The sequence below is a fragment of the Streptomyces sp. NPDC093252 genome (genome assembly GCF_040683675.1).
GTDB lineage: Bacteria > Actinomycetota > Actinomycetes > Streptomycetales > Streptomycetaceae > Streptomyces.
The window spans coordinates 310,984-335,198 of the sequence record NZ_JBFBEM010000005.1 but is presented as its reverse complement, the minus strand read 5'-3'; the positions used below and the strand labels follow the sequence as shown (position 1 = coordinate 335,198).

Below are 24,215 nucleotides of genomic sequence, written 5' to 3'. Positions count from 1 at the left end.
TCTCACCTCGTTGGCCGTCAGCGGGCCCGCACTCACCCGGTGCACACCGAGCACCCGGGCGGATGCGGTACGTTGGGGGGCACGCGAAGGGTCGTAGCTCAATTGGTAGAGCACTGGTCTCCAAAACCAGCGGTTGGGGGTTCGAGTCCCTCCGGCCCTGCTCCACACTCCGCCAGGATGTGTGTGCAGGTACGACAAGCAGGTACTACAGCTTTGCACCGCCGTGCGGCTCGGACCGGGCGCGGCACGGCCACGACCCCGGACCAGGTGAGGATGAAGTGACGGACGCCGTGGGCTCCATCGACACGCCTGATGCCCAGGATGAGACGCCGGAGTCGAAGAAGAAGACTCGTAAGGGCGGCAAGCGCGCGAAGAAGGGTCCGCTGAAGCGGCTCGCGCTGTTCTACCGCCAGGTCGTCGCCGAACTCCGCAAGGTCGTCTGGCCGACGCGCAATCAGCTCACCACGTACACCACCGTGGTGATCATCTTTGTCGTCATCATGATCGGCCTTGTGACCGTGATTGACTATGGGCTCGACAACGCCGCGAAGTACGTCTTCGGCTGAGCCTAGAGCGAAGGGCGCCCTGACCGGCGCCCCTTTCGCGTGTTCCACCCCTATGTATCCAGGAAGAAGCCGCCACCGTGTCTGACGCCAACCTGAACGAGTCCTATGAGTCCCACGAGCCGGACGACTCCGTGGACGACGAGGTAGAGATCGTTGAGGGCGCGGACGCGGATCTGGACGAGGCCGAGGCCGCCGACGCCGCCGCGGGCGAGGCCGCCGAGGAGGCCGCCCTCCACGCCGAGGACTCCGACGACACCGAGGACGAGGACTCCGAGGACGACGGTTCCGAGGCCGCGGACGACGCCGACGAGGCGACCGCCGAGGACGAGGACGACACCGAGTCCGAGGACGAGGCCGAGGAGCCCGGCGAGCCCGAGCCCCAGCTCGACCCGGTCACCGCGCTCCGCGAGGAACTGCGTGTCCTCCCCGGCGAGTGGTACGTGATCCACACCTACGCGGGTTACGAGAACCGGGTGAAGACCAACCTGGAGCAGCGCGCCGTCTCGCTGAACGTCGAGGACTACATCTTCCAGGCCGAGGTGCCGCAGGAAGAGGTCGTCCAGATCAAGAACGGCGACCGCAAGACGATCAAGCAGAACAAGCTCCCCGGCTACGTCCTGGTCCGGATGGATCTGACGAACGAGTCCTGGGGCGTCGTCCGCAACACCCCGGGTGTCACCGGCTTCGTGGGCAACGCCTACGACCCCTACCCGCTGACCCTGGACGAGATCGTCAAGATGCTCGCCCCGGAGGCCGAGGAGAAGGCCGCCCGCGAGGCCGCCGAGGCCGAGGGCAAGCCCGCCCCGCAGCGCAAGGTCGAGGTCCAGGTGCTGGACTTCGAGGTCGGCGACTCGGTCACCGTCACCGACGGCCCCTTCGCCACCCTCCAGGCCACGATCAACGAGATCAACGCCGACTCCAAGAAGGTCAAGGGTCTGGTGGAGATCTTCGGGCGCGAGACGCCGGTCGAGCTGTCGTTCGACCAGATCCAGAAGAACTGAGATCCCGCGCCCTTTCGGGCGCCGGGTGGACTTCCGAGTCAGGTCAGGGCCTCTCCCGGTTCCTGACCTGCTCGGTTTTTGGCCGCGCATCCATACCCGTTATCGTTGTGCGGTATGCCTGCATCCGGGTGGTCCTCGGATGGGGGCAGGACCCGAACTGAAAGGACCCGGAGAGCAATGCCTCCCAAGAAGAAGAAGGTCACGGGGCTGATCAAGCTCCAGATCCAGGCCGGTGCCGCCAACCCGGCCCCGCCGGTCGGCCCCGCGCTGGGTCAGCACGGCGTCAACATCATGGAGTTCTGCAAGGCGTACAACGCCGCGACCGAGTCGCAGCGCGGGTGGGTCATCCCGGTGGAGATCACGGTCTACGAGGACCGCTCCTTCACCTTCATCACCAAGACCCCCCCGGCCGCCAAGATGATCCTCAAGGCCGCGGGCGTGGACAAGGGCTCCGGCGAGCCGCACAAGACCAAGGTCGCGAAGATCACCCGCGACCAGGTCCGTGAGATCGCCACCACCAAGATGCCCGACCTCAACGCCAACGACCTGGACGCCGCCGAGAAGATCATCGCCGGCACCGCCCGTTCCATGGGCATCACGGTCGAGGGCTGATCCCACCCACCAGCAGAAGTGGCGGGGCCTGCTCGGCCCGTACCACGACTCCTACGCAAACCCAGGAGCAGTAGTGAGCAAGCGCAGCAAGTCTCTCCGCGCTGCGGACGCCAAGATCGACCGGGAGAAGCTGTACGCCCCGCTCGAGGCCGTCCGTCTCGCCAAGGAGACCTCCACGACCAAGTTCGACGGCACCGTCGAGGTCGCCTTCCGTCTGGGTGTCGACCCGCGCAAGGCCGACCAGATGGTCCGTGGCACCGTGAACCTCCCGCACGGCACCGGTAAGACCGCCCGGGTCCTGGTCTTCGCGACCGGTGACCGTGCCGAGGCCGCGACCGCCGCGGGCGCCGACATCGTCGGCTCCGACGAACTCATCGACGAGGTGGCGAAGGGCCGGCTGGACTTCGACGCCGTCGTCGCCACCCCGGACCTCATGGGCAAGGTCGGCCGCCTCGGCCGCGTCCTCGGCCCCCGTGGTCTGATGCCGAACCCCAAGACCGGCACCGTCACCCCGGACGTCGTCAAGGCTGTCAACGACATCAAGGGCGGCAAGATCGAGTTCCGCGTCGACAAGCACTCGAACCTGCACTTCATCATCGGCAAGGTGTCCTTCGACGACTCCAAGCTGGTGGAGAACTACGGCGCCGCGCTGGAGGAGATCCTCCGTCTGAAGCCGTCCGCCGCCAAGGGTCGCTACATCAAGAAGGCCGCCATCACCACCACGATGGGCCCCGGCGTTCCGGTCGACCCCAACCGCACCCGCAACCTCCTCACCGAGGAGGACCCGGCCGCCGTCTGATCCGACGGAGACCGCGCGTCTGCGCCACGCAGTGCACGACGGGCCCCGCAGCCTTCCCGGCGCGGGGCCCGTCGGGCGTTTCCGGGGCGGCCCCGCGGGGCTGTTCCGGGGCGGGCGGCTCCGCAGGGCGTTCCTGGGGGTTCTTCCGGGGCCTGTCCCGCCCGGGTGTCGGTGGCCTGAGCTACCGTGCGTCGACGGGGCCGATATCGGGGGTGCGGATGAAGCGGGCGATCGCCGGGGCCCTGGCCGCCCTCATCGGCCTCTGCGGCTGCACCGCCGAGAGGCCGCCCGCCCCCGGCCCCAGCACCGGCGACCGGGCCGCCCCGACCGTCCGGACGTCCCACCCGCCCGCCGACCGGGCCGCGCTGCGCGCCGCGGCCGACGCCACCGCGAAGGCCCGCTCCGCGCGCGTGGAGGCCGTCACGACCGTCGGCGGCTCCATCGACATGACCTCCGAGGGCGCCCTCGCCTGGGGCGACGGGCTGACCGGCACCCTGACCATCACCTACACCGGCGGCACCCTCGCCGACACCATGCGTGAGCTGGGCACCACCTCCATGGAGGCCCGCTACCTCCCCGACGCCTACTACGCGCGCATGGGCGACGCCTTCGCCGCGCAGGCCGGGGGCAAGCACTGGGTGCGCTACCCCTGGGGCGAGCTGGAGCAACTGGGCGGGGCCTCCGGGGCGTATGTGAGCGAGCAACTGCGGGGGGCCACCCCGGACCGGTCGGTGGACTTCCTGCTCGCCGCGGACGAGGTGCGCGAGCTGGGCCCGGAGCGGGTCCGCGGCACCCGGGCCACCCGCTACTCCGCCACCTCCGAGGTCTCCGACCTGGACGACCCGGAACTGCGCGCCCGACTGGAGCGGGCCGGGGTCACCGTCCAGACCGTCGACCTCTGGATCGACGGGCGGGACCTGGTCGTCAAGAAGGTGGAGCACGGCAGCGCCACCACCGGCGATCTGACCCAGACCGCCCACTACGACGACTACGGCACCGAGGTCCCCGTAGAGCCGCCGCCCGCCGCCGACACCCAGGACTTCCGGGAACTGCTGGCCTCTCCGGGCCCCTGAGGCCCTCGGGGAATTCCAGGGCCGCTGTCAGTGCCCTGGGATAGGCTCACGAGCCGGATCACTGTGTACCGGCCATGCATGGGCCATGAACGGTCCTGCCCGTTCCGTGATCTGTTCCAGTTCGTTCGTGTCCGATGTCGGTCGGATTTCTGTTTCCGTGGGGGGAACCATGGGTCTTTCTGTACGTAAGCGCGGCGGGGCGGCCGGTGCCGGGCTGGTGGCGCTGGTGCTCGCCGCCGGAGCGGCCGGCTGCGGCACCGAGAAGACGGTGGACATCGATCCGGCCGCCGCGGTCGCCAAGGCGGCGAAGAACACCGAGGAGATCACCTCCCTGAACTACCGGATGAAGGGCGAGGTCCCCGGCGAGGGCCAGATCGAGGGCACCGCCGCCATGAGCATGAAGCCCCTCGCCATGAGCATGAAGATGGAGGTCGCGCCGGGCGGCGCCTCCGCTCCGGAGGGCGGCGAGGTCGAGATCCGCCTCGTCGACCAGGCGATGTTCATCAACGGCGGCGAAGAGGCCGCCAAGGAGATGGACGGCAAGACCTGGATCAAGTTCGACCTGGCCGCCCTCGGCGCCGGTGACGAGCTGAGCGAGCTGGGCGCCGCCGGGCAGGCCGACAAGAACCCGGCCAGCGAGGCCGGTTTCATGGCCGACGCCGAGGGCGTCGAGGAGATCGGCACCGAGACCGTCGACGGGGTGGAGACCACCCACTACAAGGGCACCATCACCCTCGCCGACCTGCGCGAATCCCTCAAGGACGAGGACCAGGAGACCCGCGAGGCCCGCGAGACGACCCTGGAGCAGTACGAGGACCTGGGCATCGACAAGATGACCATGGACATGTGGGTCGACGGCGACGAGCGCGCCAAGCAGTTCCGGGTGCGCGCCGATGCCGAGGAGGGCCCGATGGACATGACGATCACCTTCTTCGACATCAACAAGCCCGTCGAGGTCAAGGTCCCGCCGGCCGCGGAGACCATGGACCTCGCCGAGATGATGAACGACCTCCAGGCGGGCTGACCCCCCGGTCTCCGGCCGCCCGGCAGGGCCCCGCGCCGATCCCCGTACGGGCGGATTTGCTCGACGGGGATCGGGTCACGTACTCTCCTTCAGAAGCCAAAGACCGCTGGTTGTTGCCGTGCGCTCGAACGAGGGTGCGGTGGCCGAAGGATCCGCAGAACTGCGGACGGCCCGCGCAGGTGACTGTGGAAGAGCTCCCGGAGTGCCTACACCTCGTATGCACAGCCGGTCGAGTCCGCCCCGTGCGCCTGCGCCGGGGCGTTTGTTTTTCCCGTCCTCCTTCGGGTCCGCGCGGTCCGAATCACCCGGAAGGAGGCCGAGGCTCTATGGCGACGCCCGACAAGGCTGCCGCAGTCGCAGAGTTGACGGAGCAGTTCCGCAACTCCAGCGCTGCCGTGCTGACCGAGTACCGCGGTCTCACCGTGGCGCAGCTCAAGACGCTGCGTCGATCGCTCGGTGAGAACGCCCAGTATGCCGTGGTGAAGAACACACTGACCAAGATTGCGGCCAACGAGGCCGGGATCACGACGCTGGACGACCTGTTCAACGGTCCGACGGCTGTCGCCTTCGTCACCGGTGACCCGGTGGAGTCGGCGAAGGGTCTGCGTGACTTTGCCAAGGACAACCCGAACCTCGTCATCAAGGGCGGTGTCCTTGACGGCAAGGCGCTGTCCGCCGACGAGATCAAGAAGCTTGCGGACCTCGAGTCCCGCGAGGTTCTGCTCGCCAAGCTGGCGGGTGCGCTGAAGGGCAAGCAGACGCAGGCTGCTCAGGTCTTCCAGGCGCTCCCCTCGAAGCTCGTCCGCACCGTGGACGCGCTCCGGGCCAAGCAGGACGAGCAGGGCGGTGCCGAGTAACTCGGCTCGCATCATGACCGCCGCCTGAGGCACTGAGCCGCAGGTCACGGTCGTAGCGGGCCGAACGTACGCCCGCCAGTCATGTACATACGGCACCCGCCGATTGAGTGGAAGGAAGCCATCGTGGCTCTCACCCAGGAAGAACTGCTCGCCGAGTTCGAGACCATGACCCTCATCCAGCTTTCCGAGTTCGTGAAGGCGTTCGAGGAGAAGTTCGACGTCACCGCCGCCGCCGCGGTCGCCGTCGCGGGTCCGGCCGGTCCGGCTGCCCCGGCCGACGCCGTCGAGGAGCAGGACGAGTTCGACGTCGTCCTCACCGGTGCCGGCGAGAAGAAGATCCAGGTCATCAAGGTCGTGCGTGAGCTGACCTCGCTGGGCCTGAAGGAGGCCAAGGACCTGGTCGACGGTGCGCCGAAGGCCGTCCTGGAGAAGGTCGCCAAGGACGCCGCGGAGAAGGCCAAGGAGTCCCTCGAGGCCGCCGGTGCCTCCGTCGAGGTCAAGTAAGACCCTCCGGGTACCCGCGGTGGTACCCGGCGCCCGGCGGGGCGGTCCGAGAGGGCTGTAACGCGGGCGCACCGAAGAGCGATCATCCATCCGGGTGGTCGCTCTTCGGCTTTCCCGGGGCCCGACCACGGCTGCCTTGCCCCTCGGTGAACGAAGGGTATGGTGATCTTCGTCGTGCCTTCGGCGGCCCGGGTTCGGGTCGGGGGGCCTTGACGAACCGCACGCAGCGCGCAATTCTCAGGACGCGTCGCCACAAGGATCCGAGAATCCGAGGCATGGATCGGCGACGAAGAGGGCAGGATCAACGTGCGTTGAGGGTGTCGCCTTGTCGCAGGGGTTGAGTACAACGAGGGCAACGAGGGTTCCGCGAAACCCGGACTGGACATCAGTGTGCCAAGTGGCTACACTGACCCTTTGCGCTGCCTGTTAGCTGTCCCCTGCCCGTCACCAGGGGCATGCCCTCGCTGGAGCACCGACGACCGGACCGTCCCTGACCTGGCCCTTTGGCTGGATCCAGGGAACCTGTCTCTGTGTATCGGTGAGGGGCCGGTACGCGCGTAGTGAGTCCGAGCCCTCGGAAGGACCCCCTCTTGGCCGCCTCGCGCAACGCCTCGACCGCGAATACGAACAACGGCGCCAGCACCGCCCCGCTGCGCATTTCCTTTGCAAAGATCAAGGAGCCTCTCGAGGTTCCGAACCTGCTTGCGCTCCAGACCGAGAGCTTTGACTGGCTGCTCGGCAACACCGCCTGGCAGAGTCGGGTCGAGGAGGCTCTGGAGAACGGTCAGGACGTCCCCACCAAGTCCGGTCTGGAGGAGATCTTCGAGGAGATCTCCCCGATCGAGGACTTCTCCGGGTCGATGTCCCTGACCTTCCGGGACCACCGCTTCGAGCCGCCGAAGAACTCCATCGACGAGTGCAAGGAGCGTGACTTCACCTACGCCGCTCCGCTCTTCGTCACCGCCGAGTTCACCAACAACGAGACCGGTGAGATCAAGTCCCAGACGGTCTTCATGGGCGACTTCCCGCTCATGACGAACAAGGGCACCTTCGTCATCAACGGCACCGAGCGTGTCGTCGTCTCGCAGCTCGTCCGCTCGCCGGGCGTCTACTTCGACTCCTCCATCGACAAGACCTCCGACAAGGACATCTTCTCCGCCAAGATCATCCCGTCCCGGGGTGCCTGGCTGGAGATGGAGATCGACAAGCGCGACATGGTCGGTGTGCGTATCGACCGCAAGCGCAAGCAGTCCGTCACCGTCCTGCTCAAGGCGCTCGGCTGGACCACCGAGCAGATCCTGGAGGAGTTCGGCGAGTACGAGTCGATGCGCGCCACCCTGGAGAAGGACCACACCCAGGGCCAGGACGACGCGCTGCTCGACATCTACCGCAAGCTCCGTCCGGGCGAGCCCCCCACGCGCGAGGCCGCGCAGACGCTGCTGGAGAACCTGTACTTCAACCCCAAGCGCTACGACCTGGCCAAGGTCGGCCGCTACAAGGTCAACAAGAAGCTGGGCACCGACGGGGGCCTCGACGCGGGTGTCCTGACCGTCGACGACATCCTCGCGACGATCAAGTACCTGGTGCGCCTGCACGCCGGTGAGACCGAGACCGTCGGTGAGAACGGCCGCTCGATCATGGTCGAGACCGACGACATCGACCACTTCGGCAACCGCCGTATCCGCAATGTCGGCGAGCTGATCCAGAACCAGGTCCGTACGGGTCTGGCGCGTATGGAGCGGGTCGTGCGCGAGCGCATGACCACCCAGGACGTCGAGGCGATCACCCCGCAGACGCTGATCAACATCCGGCCGGTCGTCGCCTCCATCAAGGAGTTCTTCGGCACCAGCCAGCTCTCCCAGTTCATGGACCAGAACAACCCGCTGTCGGGGCTGACGCACAAGCGTCGTCTGAACGCCCTCGGCCCGGGTGGTCTCTCCCGTGAGCGGGCCGGCTTCGAGGTCCGTGACGTGCACCCCTCGCACTACGGCCGGATGTGTCCCATCGAGACGCCAGAAGGCCCGAACATCGGTCTGATCGGCTCGCTCGCCTCGTACGGCCGGATCAACCCGTTCGGCTTCATCGAGACGCCGTACCGCAAGGTCGTCGAAGGTCAGGTCAGCGACGAGGTCGACTACCTGACCGCCGACGAGGAGGACCGCTTCGTCATCGCGCAGGCCAACGCCCCGCTGACCGACGAGTCCCGGTTCGCCGAGAACCGCGTGCTGGTCCGCCGCCGCGGCGGCGAGGTCGACTACGTCGCCGGCGGCGAGGTCGACTACATGGACGTCTCGCCGCGCCAGATGGTGTCGGTCGCGACCGCCATGATCCCCTTCCTGGAGCACGACGACGCCAACCGTGCGCTCATGGGCGCGAACATGATGCGTCAGGCCGTGCCCCTGATCCGCTCCGAGTCCCCGCTCGTCGGCACCGGCATGGAGTACCGCTCCGCCGTCGACGCCGGTGACGTGGTCAAGGCGGAGAAGGCCGGTGTGGTCCAGGAGGTCTCCGCCGACTACATCACCACCGCCAACGACGACGGCACGTACATCACGTACCGCCTGGCCAAGTTCGCCCGGTCCAACCAGGGCACCTCGGTCAACCAGAAGGTCATCGTCAACGAGGGCGACCGGATCATCGAGGGCCAGGTCCTCGCCGATGGTCCGGCCACCCAGAACGGCGAGATGGCGCTCGGCAAGAACCTGCTGGTCGCGTTCATGCCGTGGGAGGGCCACAACTACGAGGACGCGATCATCCTGTCGCAGCGCCTCGTCCAGGACGACGTCCTCTCCTCGATCCACATCGAGGAGCACGAGGTCGACGCCCGGGACACCAAGCTGGGCCCCGAGGAGATCACCCGGGACATCCCGAACGTCTCCGAGGAGGTCCTCGCCGACCTCGACGAGCGCGGCATCATCCGCATCGGCGCCGAGGTCGTCGCCGGAGACATCCTGGTCGGCAAGGTCACGCCCAAGGGCGAGACCGAGCTGACGCCGGAGGAGCGCCTGCTGCGCGCGATCTTCGGTGAGAAGGCCCGCGAGGTCCGTGACACCTCGCTGAAGGTCCCGCACGGCGAGATCGGCAAGATCATCGGCGTCCGGGTCTTCGACCGCGAGGAGGGCGACGAGCTGCCCCCCGGTGTCAACCAGCTCGTGCGCGTGTACGTGGCGCAGAAGCGGAAGATCACCGACGGTGACAAGCTCGCCGGCCGGCACGGCAACAAGGGCGTCATCTCCAAGATCCTGCCGATCGAGGACATGCCGTTCCTGGAGGACGGCACCCCGGTCGACATCATCCTCAACCCGCTCGGCGTCCCGTCCCGGATGAACCCGGGACAGGTCCTGGAGGTCCACCTCGGCTGGCTCGCCAGCCGCGGCTGGGACGTCTCCGGGCTCGCCGACGAGTGGGCCCAGCGGCTCCAGACCATCGGCGCCGACCAGGTCGTCCCCGGCACCAACGTCGCCACCCCGGTGTTCGACGGCGCCCGGGAGGACGAGCTGACGGGTCTGCTCCAGCACACCATCCCGAACCGCGACGGCGACCGCATGGTCCTCCCGTCCGGCAAGGCCCGGCTGTTCGACGGCCGCAGCGGCGAGCCGTTCCCGGAGCCGATCTCGGTCGGCTACATGTACATCCTCAAGCTCCACCACCTGGTCGACGACAAGCTGCACGCCCGGTCGACCGGTCCGTACTCGATGATCACCCAGCAGCCGCTGGGTGGTAAGGCCCAGTTCGGTGGCCAGCGGTTCGGCGAGATGGAGGTGTGGGCGCTGGAGGCATACGGCGCCGCGTACGCCCTCCAGGAGCTGCTGACCATCAAGTCCGACGACGTCACCGGCCGCGTGAAGGTCTACGAGGCCATCGTCAAGGGCGAGAACATCCCCGAGCCCGGCATCCCCGAGTCCTTCAAGGTGCTCATCAAGGAGATGCAGTCCCTGTGCCTCAACGTGGAGGTGCTGTCCTCGGACGGCATGTCCATCGAGATGCGCGACACCGACGAGGACGTCTTCCGCGCAGCGGAGGAGCTCGGCATCGACCTGTCCCGGCGCGAGCCGAGCAGCGTCGAAGAGGTCTGACGGGAGTCCGGCGGGGCCTCGCCAGCCGAGTCCCCGCCGACCCCCAGGCCCCCGATTCAGACCACAGACTTACAACCCTGAGAGGGATTGACGCATAGTGCTCGACGTCAACTTCTTCGACGAGCTCCGGATCGGTCTGGCCACCGCTGACGACATCCGTCAGTGGAGCCACGGCGAGGTCAAGAAGCCGGAGACCATCAACTACCGCACCCTCAAGCCCGAGAAGGACGGACTCTTCTGCGAGAAGATCTTCGGCCCCACCCGGGACTGGGAGTGCTACTGCGGCAAGTACAAGCGCGTCCGCTTCAAGGGCATCATCTGTGAGCGCTGCGGTGTCGAGGTCACCCGCGCCAAGGTGCGTCGCGAGCGGATGGGCCACATCGAGCTGGCCGCCCCCGTCACCCACATCTGGTACTTCAAGGGCGTCCCGTCCCGGCTCGGCTATCTGCTGGACCTCGCCCCGAAGGACCTGGAGAAGGTCATCTACTTCGCGGCGTACATGATCACGTACGTCGACGAGGAGCGCCGTACGCGCGATCTGCCCTCGCTGGAGGCGCATGTCTCCGTCGAGCGCCAGCAGATCGAGCAGCGCCGTGACGCCGACCTGGAAGGCCGCGCCAAGAAGCTCGAAGCCGACCTGGCCGAGCTGGAGGCCGAGGGCGCCAAGGCCGATGTCCGCCGCAAGGTGCGCGAGGGCGCCGAGCGCGAGATGAAGCAGCTCCGCGACCGTGCCCAGCGCGAGATCGACCGGCTGGACGAGGTCTGGTCCCGGTTCAAGAACCTCAAGGTCCAGGACCTGGAGGGCGACGAGCTGCTCTACCGCGAGCTGCGCGACCGCTTCGGCACCTACTTCGACGGCTCGATGGGCGCCGCCGCGCTCCAGAAGCGCCTGGAGTCCTTCGACCTCGACGAGGAGGCCGAGCGCCTCCGCGAGATCATCCGCACCGGCAAGGGCCAGAAGAAGACCCGCGCCCTGAAGCGGCTGAAGGTCGTCTCCGCGTTCCTCCAGACCAGCAACAGCCCCAAGGGCATGGTCCTGGACTGCGTCCCGGTCATCCCGCCGGACCTGCGTCCGATGGTGCAGTTGGACGGTGGCCGCTTCGCGACCTCCGACCTCAACGACCTGTACCGCCGTGTCATCAACCGGAACAACCGCCTGAAGCGGCTTCTCGACCTCGGCGCGCCCGAGATCATCGTCAACAACGAGAAGCGGATGCTCCAGGAGGCCGTCGACGCCCTGTTCGACAACGGCCGCCGCGGCCGTCCGGTCACCGGACCGGGCAACCGTCCGCTGAAGTCGCTGTCCGACATGCTCAAGGGCAAGCAGGGCCGCTTCCGGCAGAACCTGCTCGGCAAGCGCGTGGACTACTCCGCGCGGTCCGTGATCGTCGTCGGCCCGCAGCTCAAGCTGCACCAGTGCGGTCTGCCGAAGGCGATGGCGCTGGAGCTGTTCAAGCCGTTCGTGATGAAGCGCCTGGTCGACCTGAACCACGCGCAGAACATCAAGAGCGCCAAGCGCATGGTCGAGCGCGGCCGGACCGTGGTGTACGACGTCCTCGAAGAGGTCATCGCCGAGCACCCGGTCCTGCTGAACCGCGCGCCCACCCTGCACCGCCTCGGCATCCAGGCCTTCGAGCCGCAGCTCGTCGAGGGCAAGGCCATCCAGATCCACCCGCTCGTCTGCACCGCGTTCAACGCGGACTTCGACGGTGACCAGATGGCCGTCCACCTGCCGCTCTCCGCGGAGGCGCAGGCCGAGGCCCGCATCCTGATGCTGTCCTCGAACAACATCCTCAAGCCCGCCGACGGCCGCCCGGTGACGATGCCGACCCAGGACATGGTCCTCGGTCTGTACTTCCTCACCACGGACGGCGACGGCCGGGGCGTCAAGGGCACCGACCGGGTGTTCTCCTCCAGCGCCGAGGCCACCATGGCGTTCGACGCCGGGGAGCTGTCGCTCCAGGCGCCGGTCGACATCCGCTTCCCGGTGGGCACCATCCCGCCGCGGGGCTGGGAGCCGCCGGCCCGCGAGGAGGGCGAGCCCGAGTGGCAGCAGGGTGACACCTTCACCCTGCGGACCACGCTGGGCCGCGCGCTCTTCAACGAGCTGCTGCCCGAGGACTACCCGTTCGTCGACTACGAGGTCGGCAAGAAGCAGCTCTCCCAGATCGTCAACGACCTGGCCGAGCGCTACCCCAAGGTCATCGTGGCGGCGACGCTCGACAACCTGAAGGCGGCCGGCTTCTTCTGGGCGACCCGCTCCGGTGTCACCGTCGCCATCTCGGACGTCGTCGTCCCCGAGGCGAAGAAGGACATCGTCGCCGGGTACGAGCTCCAGGACGAGAAGGTCCAGAAGCAGTACGAGCGCGGTCTGATCACCAAGGACGAGCGCACCCAGGAGCTCATCACCATCTGGAACAAGGCGACCAACGAGGTCGCCGAGGCGATGAACGCCAACTTCCCGCGGACCAACCCGATCTTCATGATGGTCCACTCGGGCGCGCGCGGAAACATGATGCAGATGCGTCAGATCGCCGGTATGCGTGGTCTGGTGTCCAACGCCAAGAACGAGACGATCCCGCGTCCCATCAAGGCGTCCTTCCGCGAGGGCCTGTCCGTGCTGGAGTACTTCATCTCCACCCACGGTGCCCGTAAGGGTCTGGCGGACACCGCCCTGCGGACCGCCGACTCGGGTTACCTGACCCGTCGTCTGGTGGATGTCTCGCAGGACGTGATCATCCGTGAGGAGGACTGCGGCACCGACCGCGGTCTGCGTCTGGAGATCGCCGAGCGCCAGTCCGACGGCTCGCTGATCAAGGCGGAGAACGTCGAGACGTCCGTCTACGCCCGTGCCCTCGCCGAGGACATCGTGGTGGACGGCAAGGTGCTGGCCCCGGCCGGTACCGACCTCGGTGACGTCCTGATCGACGAGCTGATCCTGCACGGCGTCGGTGAGGTCAAGACCCGCTCGGTCCTGACCTGCGAGTCCGCCGTCGGCACCTGCGCCATGTGCTACGGCCGCTCGCTGGCCACCGGCAAGCTGGTCGACATCGGTGAGGCGGTCGGCATCATCGCCGCCCAGTCCATCGGTGAGCCCGGCACCCAGCTCACGATGCGTACCTTCCACACCGGTGGTGTGGCCGGTGACGACATCACCCAGGGTCTGCCGCGTGTCGTCGAGCTGTTCGAGGCGCGGACCCCGAAGGGTGTCGCCCCGATCTCCGAGGCCGCCGGCCGCGTCCGGATCGAGGAGACCGAGAAGACCAAGAAGATCGTCATCACCCCGGACGACGGCTCGGACGAGACGGCGTTCCCGATCTCCAAGCGCGCGCGCCTGGAGGTCGGCGAGGGCGACCACGTCGAGGTGGGCCAGAAGCTCACCGCGGGTGCCACCAACCCGCACGACGTGCTGCGCATCCTCGGCCAGCGGGCCGTGCAGGTCCACCTGGTCGGCGAGGTCCAGAAGGTCTACAACTCGCAGGGTGTGTCGATCCACGACAAGCACATCGAGATCATCATCCGGCAGATGCTCCGCCGGGTGACGATCATCGAGTCCGGCGACGCCGAGCTGCTGCCCGGTGAGCTGGTCGAGCGCTCGAAGTTCGAGACCGAGAACCGTCGCGTGGTGCAGGAGGGCGGTCACCCGGCCTCCGGTCGTCCGCAGCTCATGGGTATCACCAAGGCCTCGCTGGCGACCGAGTCCTGGCTGTCGGCGGCGTCCTTCCAGGAGACGACGCGAGTCCTCACGGACGCGGCGATCAACGCCAAGTCCGACTCGCTCATCGGCCTCAAGGAGAACGTCATCATCGGCAAGCTCATCCCGGCCGGTACGGGTCTGTCCCGCTACCGCAACATCCGGGTGGAGCCGACCGAGGAGGCCAAGGCCGCGATGTACTCGGCCGTCGGCTACGACGACATCGACTACTCGCCGTTCGGCACGGGCTCCGGCCAGGCGGTGCCGCTGGAGGACTATGACTACGGGCCTTACAACCAGTAGTCGGTAGGTGAGCAGTTGCTGTGAGAGGAAGGGCGGTCACCCTCGGGTGGCCGCCCTTCCGGCGTTCCGGCGTTCCGGTGTTCCCGCGGGCTCAGCGGGCTCGGGGGGCTCGGGGAATTCGGGGGGCTCGCTCAGCGCGCCGACAGCTCCCAGACGCCGAGGACGACGGCGGCCACGGCGGTCAGCGCGGCGATGCTGGTGAGCGGCCAGCGGGCCCGCTCCAGCGCGTCGAGCCGCTGCTCATGGTCGGCGAGCTGTTTGTCGCTCTGGTCGCTGCGCTGGACCAGCAGCGCGAGCTGTCCGTCGGCCCGGGCGAACCCGGCCTCCAGGGAACCGCGCAGCCGTTCCAGCTCCAGGGCGATGGTGAGCGGGTCGTTCGGATGATCGGGGTCGTTCATGGCGCCTCGGGGGAGTGGGTTCACGCGGTGTACGGGACTTTCAGGGCCGTCCAGGAGGTGGCGCCGGGCCAGCCGTCGGCGTCGGCGCCGGTGTAGCCGAGCCTGCGCTGCCACCGGGCGTACGAGGCGCGGTCGGCGTCGGTCCACTGCGGGCCGGGACCCTCGGTGTAGGCGGAGCAGCCGACGGCGACCAGGCGGGTGCCCATCGCGGTGACGACGGGGGAGGAGGGGCGCTCGCGGAACCAGGCGGTGCCGGGGAAGGGCTGGAGCGCGGGGGCCGGGACCGTCGGCTTCGGGGCCGGTCGCGGGGCGGGCTTCGGCTCCGGGGTGGTGGACAGACGGGCCGTGACCCGGGTGCGGAACGCGGTCATGGTGAAACCGCGGGGGTCGATCTTCGCCCGGGTCCACTCCTTGTGGCCGATCACCGACCGTGCGCTCCAGCCGTGCGCCCGGCACAGTGCGGCCGAGGCACGGGCCATCGCCTCCAGTTGGGCCTCGGGCCAGGGGTCCCTGCCGTCGCCGAGGTTGACGCACTCGAAGCCGTAGAAGTGGGTGTTGCCGTCGGTGCCGGACCGGTCCGGCGCGGGGGCGGCGGTCCCGGCGGCGACCGCCTTCAGTACGTCCGCGTCGCCACTGCCCGCGTGGTTGGCGCGGCCGTTGCCGACGAGGTGGACGGTGCCGTCCTTGGCGATCACGCCGTGGCACAGGGGGCCGGGGAGCGCCGAGTGGCCCTGGAAGCACAGGGCGACGCTGGCGGCGGTGCCGGTGGTGACCGTGTGGTGGATCATCACGCCGTGCACCGGGCCCCAACGGCCCTTGTGGTCGCGGTTGTTGGAGCGCCATCCGGGGTGCTCGACGACGGTGACGCCTTCGGTGCGCAGCGCGGTGAGGAGGGCGGTGGGGGAGAGAGGGGCGGACATGGGGTGCCTTTCGGTCGACGGGAGGGCCGGGGCGTCAGATCTCCTCGGCCGGGGGACCGGGCTCGGGTCCGGGGACCGGGGCCTGCACAGGCGGGTCGCCGTCCTCCGGCGGGTCCGTCGGCTCCGGCCCCGGCCCGGCGACGACCAGGCTCACGTCCGCCGGGGTCACCAGCACCGGCGGCGGCGCCAGATACTCGGCGAGCCCGGCGGTGACGGCCGCCGCCAACTGGGCGAGCTGGCGTTCATCGAGGACGACCGGGACGGCCAGGGCGGCCGGGACGACGGGGACGGGCTCGGCCGGGGTTTCGGTAGAGGTCTCGGAGGCGGTCTCGGAAGAGGTGTCGGAAGAGGTGTCGGGCGGGGTCTCGGGCGGGGTCTCAGACATGCGCGGACTCCTTGATCCCGCCCCAGGTCAGACCCGAGGCGGTGAGGGCGGCCAGGGTCGGGAAGGCGGCGGCGACCGAGGCGTACGTGGCGAGGGCGACCCGCGCCGGGTCCGCGGGCGGGTCGGGGGTGAGCCCGGCGTCGGCGGGGTTGCCGTTGGGCCGGGTGCCGCGCAGGGCGAGGGTCTGGCGGACGCCCCCGTCGGCGGCGGAGGTGCTGATGCCGATCACCCGGGCGAGGGTGTCGAGGCGGGTGCCGGTGCTGTCGATCAGCCGGATCACATCGCCGAGCTGCACCCGGGGGTCGTAGAGCACCTCCACGTCCCCGATGACGGGCACGGGCTGGACGCCGGCCGCGTACAGGGCGTCGGCGAGGGACTGGGCGGAGGCGAGGTCCTGGATCCAGTCGGTGGCCTCGCCGGTGTGTTCCTGGCGGCCGTGGAAGCGTTCGCTGGCGGTGCCCGGCACATAGGCGGTGGCGGACCGTTCGACCGGGTCGGTCTTCGGCTTGAGGTTCTCCAGGTAGACGGACGGGGAGCCGTCCTTCTTGGCGGTGTAGAGGGTCTGGCCGGTGCGGTTGCTGAACCGCATCACCAGATAGCCGTCCTCGCGGCGGGTCAGGACATCGACCGCGCCCTTCACCGCGGTGGTCCCGGCGCGGGTGGTGGCGAAGCGGACCTGGGAGCCGCCGGTCACCACCGAGTCGTCGTCCGTCGTCGGCGGGCCGATGTCGAACTCCTCGTCGGCCATCACGTACGACACGGTCAGCGTGCCGTTCGCGGGGACCGTCCGGACGGCGGTGTCGGTGTAGGTGACGCTGCGTTCATAGCCCTGGTTCTCCCGGACCCGGGCGGGCTGGGTGACGTAGTTGCGGCAGGCGTCGATCTCCTCGGTGAGGGTGAGCGAGGCGATGTCCCGGACCGAGGTGAGGGTGAGGTCGGGGGTGGTCGGGGTGGTGCCGAAGCGGGTGTGGTTGTGCCAGCGGAAGACGCCCCGCTCGTCGAACTCGGCGGTCGACAGCGCGGCCCTGGCGATCTGCCCGATGACCTCCCACTGCGAGCCGGAGATCCGGGGCACGGTGTGCAGCGGGAGGATCGCGTCGTCGAGTTCGACGGCCTTGGTCCAGGTGCCGGTCTGGTCGAAAACGGGGCGTGAGGGCATCTCGGGCAGTCCCGAGGTGAGCTGGACGCCTTCCACGGCGAGGTCCGTGGTGATCTTCAGTTCACGGAGTTCGGCGGCGCGCTGGAGGGCGTCGCCGTGCCCGAACTGCCACGCCGAGCCGAGCAGCGACGTGCCGTCCGGGCCGGTCAGCCGGGGCTGCACGGTCGGCTGCACCGTGCTGCCGGTGCCGGTGCCGGTCGTGTCGAAGAAGACCCCGATGTGCCACACGCCCTTGAGCGCCCGGACGGCGGGCCACATGTCCCACAGGAGCCAACTGGAATCGTCGTACGTGCCGGAGACGGTCCTGATGTGTCCCCTGGCGAAGTCGACCTCTATCCGCAGCAGTCCGGTGGCGCCGCCGGTGCGGTCGAGGACGAGGTCCATCCGGAACAGGTCGCCCGTGCCCACCCCGCTGTTCACCCATGCCTCGGCCAGCAGCCGGCTGCCGGGGACGGTGACCCGGGAGCGCGGGAACCAGCTCGCGGTGACCCCGGTGGCGCGGGGCAGCAGGGCCATCTCGTGCGGGGCGCCGTCGCGGGTCCAGGTGTAGTGGGCAGGGGAGGGCAGGATCTCCGGCTGGCCGAAGGGGGCGGCGAACCCGCCGTGCAGGGAGGCGTGGACGAGGGTGAGGGGCTGCCCCGCGACGAAGTCCGGGTAGCGGGGCGGCGGGGCGGAGTGCACCCCGGCCTGGCGCAGCAGCTCGTCCACGCACCAGGTGGCGGTGGCGACGGGCCGCCCCGTCAGGAAGCCGATGTACGGCTTCGGCAGCAGCGCCGGTCCGCGCAGCCGTTCGGCGCCGTCCAGGGCGGTGAGCTGGACGGAGTCGGTGCCGGCCTGGGCCGAGCGGGAGCGGACGGTGCCGCGGAACGCGGGCAGGGTGGTCGTACCGACGCCGCCGCGGTGCACGACGGACTGGCCGGGCCGGGTGGTGTCGCCGGTGGCCCGGGGTGCCCAGGGGGCGTACAGGCCGGGCGCGGTGGTGCCGCCGGTGCCGGAGATCTGGAGCTGGAGCTGGGCCGCGGAGGAACCGGAGAAGGCGCGCATCGCCGGTGGCAGATCCGTCGCGTAGGACCGCTCCAACTGCCAGGACTGCACCTGGGCGGAGCGGTCCTGGCCGCCGAGGCGGGTGGTGTGGGTGACGGTCCGTTCACCGGCGGCGAGGGCGGTGGTGGTGGGGTCATCGGACTGCTGCACGGGAGGGCACCTCCGCGGGGTTGGGGGTGGTCGTCCGGTGGTGGCGGGGTGGGCGTGCGGGGTGGTCCGCCGGGTGGCCGGGGGCGGCTGTCCGGTGGGCGGCGGGCCGTGCGGGGCGGTCAGCCGGTCGCACCGGACACCTCCACCAGGTCGAGGCTGATGCTGCGGTAGGGGAGCGGGCGGCCGGGGGCGTCGCTGTACGCGATGACCGACATGGGCGGCAGTCCGTCGCCGGGCACCCCGGCGGTGGCGGTCCCGCCGAAGGCCAGGCAGGCCCCGGCGAGGGAGTAGGTGCCGGGGGTGCCGGGACGGGCGGTGGGGGTGGCGTAGGCGGCGCCGGACGGGACGGTGGCGGTGACGGCGGGGCCGGTGGTGGTGCTGGAGCCGAGATAGGTACCGTCGAGCCGCTTGAAGTCGATGCCCACGGTCACCGTCGGGAGGGCGGCGAGGGCGGTGGGCGCGCGGAAGGAGAGCGGGAGGCCGGGGGCGACGGGGAAGTTGCCGACGGTTCCGGTGCAGCGCCAGGCGAGGGCGGCGGCGGTGTCGGGGGCGGTGAAGGCGAAGACGCCGGGGGTGCCGGGGGCGGTCTCGGTGAGGGTTCCGGTGGCCGAGGCGACGAACCACTGGGCGAGGCCGGTGATGTCGGTGGCGCCGGGGGTGCCGAGGCCGGCGGCCTGGGCGGGGGCGAGGACGTTCCCGGCGGCGGGGTCGATGACGAACACCGGTCCCGGGCTGTCGATCCGGCGGGCGATGCGGTCGAGGGCACGGGCGGGTGCGGGTGGGAGCAGGTCCCACGCCAGCTTCAGCCGGCGTACCGGCGACTGATGGCGGGTGACGGTGACCCGGCCGCCGAGCGACTTGAACTCGCTGACACCGAGGTCCGCGGTGCGGTCGAAGGACTTGGCTGCCTGATCGATCTCGGTGAGGGAGCCGGGGCGGCCGATCCAGAGGTTGGGCATGGGGGCTCCAGGGGAGGGGCGGGGCGGGCCGGGGTTCCGGGGCGCGGGCATGAAAAAAGCCGACGGGGAGTCCGTCGGCGTACGGGGGGCGGGGTCCGCTAGCGGCGGGCGAGCTGCCGCTGCCCCAGGAACACGGCTCGGGCGATCTCCTGTGAGTCGACCTGGACGACGACCGGCCGGTCCGCGAGTTTCTCGACGGCGGCGGTGAGGGTACGCAGTCCACCGCCCTGCCCGAGCATCCGTTCCAGCTTGGACAGCGGGAGGACGGCCTCGTGCTCGCCGCCCTCGCCGAGCAGCGCGAGGGTGCCGCCGGAGCGGGCCCGGACGACCCCGCCGGTCGCCAGGCGCGGGACGGGAACGCTGAACCGGGGGAAGGAGAAGCCGCGCCCGCCGTACCTCGGCACCCAGTCGGGGATGCTGATCCGGATGCCGGCGAGAACGCCGAACAGGGCGTTCAGGGCGACGGCGAGGCCGATGAAGGGGGCGAGGGCGCCGTTGCCGAGTCCGCGCAGGACGGGGCCGGTGGCCTTGGCCATGGAGCCGACGACCGCCCCGATGTGCTTCATGGCGATGTCGACGCCCTTGCGGAGCAGCGCGGTGACCTTGTCCATGGTGACGAACTGCGCGATGAGGGGGGTCAGCAGCGTCAGGACCAGCCCGAAGGGGCTGGCGGCCATGGCGAGATTGAGCCCCTTCTGAGCGAGGGAGGCGCCCTTGAGACCCTTGCCGAGATTGCCCATGGACTTGTCGCCCTTGTCGGCGGTCTTGGCGGTTCTGCCCACGGAGGATTCGGCTCCGTCCGTGGTCCGCTTGAACGCCTGGACCTCGCCACGGGCGCCCTTGAAGGAGTTCTTGACGCGGTCGATGGCGGCGCGGAGACGATCGGCTCCGCCGCGGACCCTGGTCAGGGTGGCCTCGGTCTGGCCCATGGCCGACTTCAGTTGCTGGACACCGCTGGTGCCGTTCTGCGCCGTGGACCTCAGTCGGCCGAACGATGCTCCAGTCGTGTCCAGACTGCTCTTCATCGAGGTGACGGCTCGGGAGGTGCCGTTCATCGACTGCTGGACACGCGTCAGACCGGCTTGGCTCTGGATGAACTCACTGGTCAGTCGTCTGATTTGACCGGCAGTTCCGGACAGGGAGGTCTTCAGTCCCATACGGGTTCACTCCTCATGTGCGGGGGTCAGGCGAGGGCGGCCACGAGCCTGTTCACTCGGTTCTCCAACTGGTTGATGGCGGTGGCGGCGTCGCGCAGTTCCCGAACCGAACCGACCGAGGTCGCGGGAGCCCGGCCCTCGCGCTGGACGCCGGTGGCCATGGTGTTGAGCTTGCGGTGGGCGTCGCGGGCCAAGGTGCCGGCGTTCTTCGCCTTCTCGTCCGCGCCGTCGGCGATCCGTCGGGCCTGGTCTGCGGTCTCCTGTGCCTTCTTTATCCGCCTTTCGTGGTCCGCTATGAACCCTCCGTCATCCGCACCGCTGTCCCCGAGGATCTTGTCGATGCGCTTCTTCAGCGTCAACGCATCGAGTCCTTTCTTTGCGTCGAGGTATTCGCCGACGTCGAAGAGCGTCTTCTCCATGTTGAAGAGCTTCAGGCCGAAATTCGCTGCGACGAACTCCGTGACCATGCCGTTGATTTCCGGTTTGACAATGTTGGTCGAGTGGGCGACGGTGACGAGTTCGGCTTTGATGGAGCTGATGTTCTCTTCCGCGTAGCCCAGCCGTTTCCCGAAATCTTCGTAGGCTCCCATGCGTCCTCTCCCTCATGACGGCAGCCCTTCACGAGGTTTCTCGTGAAGGGCTGTTCGGCTGGCTGTTCCTGCGATCAGTTGGCCTCGATCTTCCACCCCTGAACTGCCTGGATCCTGATGAAGCCCGGCCCGGGGATGACAGCGGTTCCGCGTGTGCTTCCCTCGCGATCGATGGAGATTCTCTCGCCGTTTTCGAAAGAGAAAAATTCCAGATTGCGGTGGCCGTGTTTGTAGGCTGGAAAATCAAATCGTATGCTGCGTTCTTCACCCCGCCAGGTGAGAACCTCTCCCCCGGTTCCGGCGACTCGTCCTCGCAGCGGGCGTAGGTCGTCTATGGCAACCCGATCCAGATGCCACCTGGCGAAGCCGTTTCCCTCGCTGCTTCCGCGTTGAATTTTCACATGGGTGTACTTGGCTGGCAGGACGAACTGAATGGGTGCGGTACCGGTGGTTTGGAGCAGCATCGGGTCTTCGTCGTATATACCGCGTGTATCGATGACCGGATGGACGAAGAATCCAGTGACCGGCCCCCGCGACCGGACGACGAGAACAGCCGGAGTGTTGGCAGGTCTGGCCACCGGGACCACTTTTCCGCGCCAGCCGCCTGTCGGAAATCCCTCAAATACCATCTGCGTCCTCCTGTGGGAGTCCAATCCGCTGTGGAGGATACCTAGTTGGACTTCCGGTGAAGCGGCTGTTCGGCAATTGGCCTGATGGCGATGTGGACCGGCCCGGTACGCAGGGGCCGACCGGGGCGAGGTCCTCCGGGGAGGGCGAGGTGGCCGGGAGATCGGCTGTCAGGGCTGGTCGTCGTCCGGATGCGGCCGAGCCGCCGACGGGGCGGACGGATGCGGGAACGGCAGCACCTTTGCATCCGTGGAGCTCGCGGCGGGCTGCGTCGCCGTCCGGTGGTTCCGGTCGTGCTCCCCCCGATCCCGCCACCCCTTCCCGTACGCCGAGAACTCCCGCTTCTCGATCTCCGACCGGGTCGTGATCACCAGGTCGGGCGGCAGCGGGCGCCCCTGGAAACGGGCGGCCAACTGCGCGCTGACCTCGGCCGCGGCCTCCGCGTACTCCGTGCCGCCCCACGCCCCGCCGTCGTCGTCGGTCACCCGGCCCCCATCCCTCGGTAACATCCGAGCCCACCTGTTCGAACGTTTGAGCGATTAACGTCCTCAGGGTACCGGACGGACCTGTGGTGCCCAGGGGAAATCGCCCGGACCGTCGCTTTTCGGCCGCCCCGTCCTCAGGCCACCTCGTACGTCCCGCTGATCCGGATGACACCGCTCGCCGACCACGCCGCACCGAGCAGCCCCGCACTGCCGACCTGCCCGAGAGCCGGCGACACCGCCGTCGGACCCCACAGCGTGTACCCGGTCGCCCCGGTGCTCGCCAGCGGCTGGCAGGCGAGCGCGCCCCGTCCCCCGGAGGACGTCGCCACCCCGTGGAACTGCGGCAGCCCGCCCAGCGCACCGGCCGTCACCGGCAGCCCGAGCACATAGGAGCCGCTGCCGAAGGTGGTCGTCGAGCCGAACGTCACCAGCGTCGTGAAGTGGCACACCTTGCCCACCACCGTGTACCGGCCGGTGAGGGTCCCGTCCCCGATCGATGGGTTCGTCGTCGTCGCCGTCCAGGCCGGGGAGTACGTGCTCCAGGCGCCCAGCGCGATCCACTGCGTACCGGTGTGGTAGCTCAGCGTCCCGGGCGTGGACAGCCACGCCACCATCCCCGCCACCGGTGTCGTCACCGCCGCGTCCCGGTCTGCGGCGTTCGGGTAGCGCAGGACCGTCCGGCTGTCGATGCCGGTCGCCAGGGACTGGAGGTGGAGGGGGAGATCGGCGGTGTCGGACGGCTGCGGGTACGGCAGCCCGTTGAGGGGGGTGTAGAGGGTCATCTGAGGATCACTCTCCTGTCTGTCGGATGCCCGACGGATGCCCGACGGCTGCCTGCCGGTGCCTGCCGGTGCCTGACGGGTGCCTGCCGGATGTACGTCGGAGGTTGGTGGGAGCTTGGTGGGAGGTCTGTCGGATCTCCCGGGCAGCCGTCCCGGCCGTCGGTCAGGCGGTGAAGAACCGGGCCAGCTCGGCGGGGGTGGGGTTGCGGGCGGGGGCGGGGGCAGTCCGGTCACGCGGGCCGGGCAGGCCGCCGGACGGGTCCGGCTCCGCCCCGGAACCGGAATCACCCCCGGAGTCACCACCCCCGGCCTCACCCCCAACCTCACCCCGGGACCCCGGCCTCGGTACCGGCCGCGGATACTCCAGCGGCTCCGCGTCCTCGTCCCGGTGGACCGTCGCGAACATCCAGTTGGCCTCAGCGAGTTGGTCGACGGCCGCGGCGAGCAGATGGTCGGTCGCCGACCAGTCCACGCTCTCGCCGTGCAGCGCGCGCAGCGTCGCGCTGCTTCGGGGCAGATGCCGCACCAGCACCGCGAGCCGGCGGGACGACAGCCGGCCGCGGCGCCAGTCGAGCAGGTCCACGCCGTAGTGGCGGAGCAGATCCGCCTCCAGCGCCTCGGCGTGCTCGTCGACGAACGCGCCGAGGCTCAGCCTTCCCCCAGGCCGAGCCCGGACTCCTTGCCGTACGTCTCCAGGATCGCGGCGATGTCCTGCAAGGTGACCTCGTGCCGGTCGAAGCGCGCGTACTGCGTCTCGCCCAGCAGCGCCCGCAGCAGCCCGTCCACGTCGTTGTCGTCCAGCTCGCGCAGGGCGCGGGCGGTCTTGCGGGTCAGTTCGGTCGGGAGCGTGAACGTGTCGCCGTCCAGGGTGAAGGACCAGTCGCGGCCGAGTGCCTCCAGCCGCTGGGCCCGGGCCGCGCCGACATCGAAGGGCGCCATCTGCGTCAACTCCATTCGGGAGTGGGGGAGTAAGGGAGTACGGGGGTGAGGGGGGTGAGGGGGTGCGGGTGGGCGGAGCAATCGGCGGGCCACCGGCGGGGGAGGGGCGGC

The 24,215-nt window shown here is 69.3% G+C and carries 22 protein-coding genes and 1 tRNA gene; 11 read left to right on the top strand and 12 right to left on the bottom strand.

Annotated features, from left to right (window positions below; all coding sequences use genetic code 11):
- Positions 1–87: 87 nt before the first annotated feature.
- From AB0O01_RS13100 to AB0O01_RS13050, 11 genes are all read left to right on the top strand, one after another.
- Positions 88–160, top strand: a tRNA-Trp gene (locus tag AB0O01_RS13100).
- Positions 161–278: 118 nt separating this feature from the next.
- Positions 279–566, top strand: coding sequence for a preprotein translocase subunit SecE (secE, locus tag AB0O01_RS13095; RefSeq protein WP_355741723.1), 288 nt, complete (start codon positions 279–281; stop codon positions 564–566).
- 77 nt (positions 567–643) lie between these two features.
- Positions 644–1,567, top strand: a complete 924-nt coding sequence (nusG, locus tag AB0O01_RS13090; RefSeq protein WP_365312873.1) for a transcription termination/antitermination protein NusG — start codon at positions 644–646, stop codon at positions 1,565–1,567.
- A 177-nt stretch (positions 1,568–1,744) separates the two neighbouring features.
- Complete coding sequence (rplK, locus tag AB0O01_RS13085) at positions 1,745–2,179, top strand: 50S ribosomal protein L11 (protein ID WP_355741559.1); 435 nt, start codon at positions 1,745–1,747, stop codon at positions 2,177–2,179.
- A gap of 73 nt (positions 2,180–2,252) precedes the next feature.
- Positions 2,253–2,978: a 50S ribosomal protein L1 gene (gene rplA / locus AB0O01_RS13080; RefSeq protein WP_365312872.1), complete on the top strand. Its 726-nt coding sequence runs from the start codon at positions 2,253–2,255 to the stop codon at positions 2,976–2,978.
- Between the two features lie 218 nt (positions 2,979–3,196).
- Positions 3,197–4,051, top strand: a complete 855-nt coding sequence (locus AB0O01_RS13075; protein WP_365312871.1) for a hypothetical protein — start codon at positions 3,197–3,199, stop codon at positions 4,049–4,051.
- Between the two features lie 169 nt (positions 4,052–4,220).
- Positions 4,221–5,075, top strand: coding sequence for a DUF1396 domain-containing protein (locus AB0O01_RS13070; RefSeq protein WP_365312870.1), 855 nt, complete (start codon positions 4,221–4,223; stop codon positions 5,073–5,075).
- A 326-nt stretch (positions 5,076–5,401) separates the two neighbouring features.
- Positions 5,402–5,932 (top strand): 50S ribosomal protein L10, encoded by a 531-nt coding sequence (rplJ, locus tag AB0O01_RS13065; RefSeq protein ID WP_355741566.1) that lies wholly within the window; start codon positions 5,402–5,404, stop codon positions 5,930–5,932.
- A gap of 120 nt (positions 5,933–6,052) precedes the next feature.
- Positions 6,053–6,436, top strand: coding sequence for a 50S ribosomal protein L7/L12 (gene rplL / locus AB0O01_RS13060; protein ID WP_365313135.1), 384 nt, complete (start codon positions 6,053–6,055; stop codon positions 6,434–6,436).
- A 590-nt stretch (positions 6,437–7,026) separates the two neighbouring features.
- Positions 7,027–10,512, top strand: a complete 3,486-nt coding sequence (gene rpoB / locus AB0O01_RS13055; protein ID WP_365312868.1) for a DNA-directed RNA polymerase subunit beta — start codon at positions 7,027–7,029, stop codon at positions 10,510–10,512.
- 97 nt (positions 10,513–10,609) lie between these two features.
- Positions 10,610–14,509 carry a DNA-directed RNA polymerase subunit beta' gene (locus AB0O01_RS13050; RefSeq protein WP_365312866.1) on the top strand — a complete coding sequence of 1,300 codons (3,900 nt, stop codon included), beginning with the start codon at positions 10,610–10,612 and terminating at the stop codon, positions 14,507–14,509.
- Between the two features lie 131 nt (positions 14,510–14,640).
- Here AB0O01_RS13050 and AB0O01_RS13045 read toward each other — a convergent pair whose 3' ends face one another.
- From AB0O01_RS13045 to AB0O01_RS12990, 12 genes are all read right to left on the bottom strand, one after another.
- Positions 14,641–14,907 carry a hypothetical protein gene (locus AB0O01_RS13045; protein WP_365312864.1) on the bottom strand — a complete coding sequence of 89 codons (267 nt, stop codon included), beginning with the start codon at positions 14,905–14,907 and terminating at the stop codon, positions 14,641–14,643.
- Between the two features lie 20 nt (positions 14,908–14,927).
- Positions 14,928–15,827 carry a peptidoglycan-binding protein gene (locus tag AB0O01_RS13040; RefSeq protein ID WP_365312863.1) on the bottom strand — a complete coding sequence of 300 codons (900 nt, stop codon included), beginning with the start codon at positions 15,825–15,827 and terminating at the stop codon, positions 14,928–14,930.
- 34 nt (positions 15,828–15,861) lie between these two features.
- Positions 15,862–16,212, bottom strand: coding sequence for a hypothetical protein (locus AB0O01_RS13035; RefSeq protein ID WP_365312862.1), 351 nt, complete (start codon positions 16,210–16,212; stop codon positions 15,862–15,864).
- The gene (locus tag AB0O01_RS13030; RefSeq protein WP_365312861.1) at positions 16,205–18,565 is read right to left on the bottom strand and encodes a hypothetical protein; all 2,361 of its coding nucleotides are present in this window, start codon (positions 18,563–18,565) and stop codon (positions 16,205–16,207) included. The genes AB0O01_RS13035 and AB0O01_RS13030 overlap by 8 nt, the downstream gene beginning before the upstream one ends.
- Positions 18,566–18,684: 119 nt before the next feature.
- Positions 18,685–19,524: a hypothetical protein gene (locus tag AB0O01_RS13025; protein WP_365312860.1), complete on the bottom strand. Its 840-nt coding sequence runs from the start codon at positions 19,522–19,524 to the stop codon at positions 18,685–18,687.
- A gap of 98 nt (positions 19,525–19,622) precedes the next feature.
- A complete protein-coding gene (locus AB0O01_RS13020) occupies positions 19,623–20,681 on the bottom strand; it encodes a hypothetical protein (protein WP_365312858.1) in 1,059 nt (352 codons plus the stop codon).
- Positions 20,682–20,707: 26 nt separating this feature from the next.
- Positions 20,708–21,271 carry a hypothetical protein gene (locus AB0O01_RS13015; RefSeq protein WP_365312857.1) on the bottom strand — a complete coding sequence of 188 codons (564 nt, stop codon included), beginning with the start codon at positions 21,269–21,271 and terminating at the stop codon, positions 20,708–20,710.
- Positions 21,272–21,345: 74 nt separating this feature from the next.
- Positions 21,346–21,849, bottom strand: coding sequence for a hypothetical protein (locus AB0O01_RS13010; RefSeq protein ID WP_365312855.1), 504 nt, complete (start codon positions 21,847–21,849; stop codon positions 21,346–21,348).
- A gap of 219 nt (positions 21,850–22,068) precedes the next feature.
- Entirely contained in the window at positions 22,069–22,383 is a 315-nt protein-coding gene (locus AB0O01_RS13005) for a hypothetical protein (protein ID WP_365312854.1), read from the bottom strand.
- 134 nt (positions 22,384–22,517) lie between these two features.
- Complete coding sequence (locus tag AB0O01_RS13000) at positions 22,518–23,165, bottom strand: hypothetical protein (RefSeq protein WP_365312852.1); 648 nt, start codon at positions 23,163–23,165, stop codon at positions 22,518–22,520.
- A 163-nt stretch (positions 23,166–23,328) separates the two neighbouring features.
- Positions 23,329–23,748, bottom strand: a complete 420-nt coding sequence (locus tag AB0O01_RS12995) for a hypothetical protein (protein ID WP_365312850.1) — start codon at positions 23,746–23,748, stop codon at positions 23,329–23,331.
- Between the two features lie 65 nt (positions 23,749–23,813).
- Positions 23,814–24,104: a hypothetical protein gene (locus AB0O01_RS12990; protein ID WP_365312849.1), complete on the bottom strand. Its 291-nt coding sequence runs from the start codon at positions 24,102–24,104 to the stop codon at positions 23,814–23,816.
- Positions 24,105–24,215: the final 111 nt, after the last annotated feature.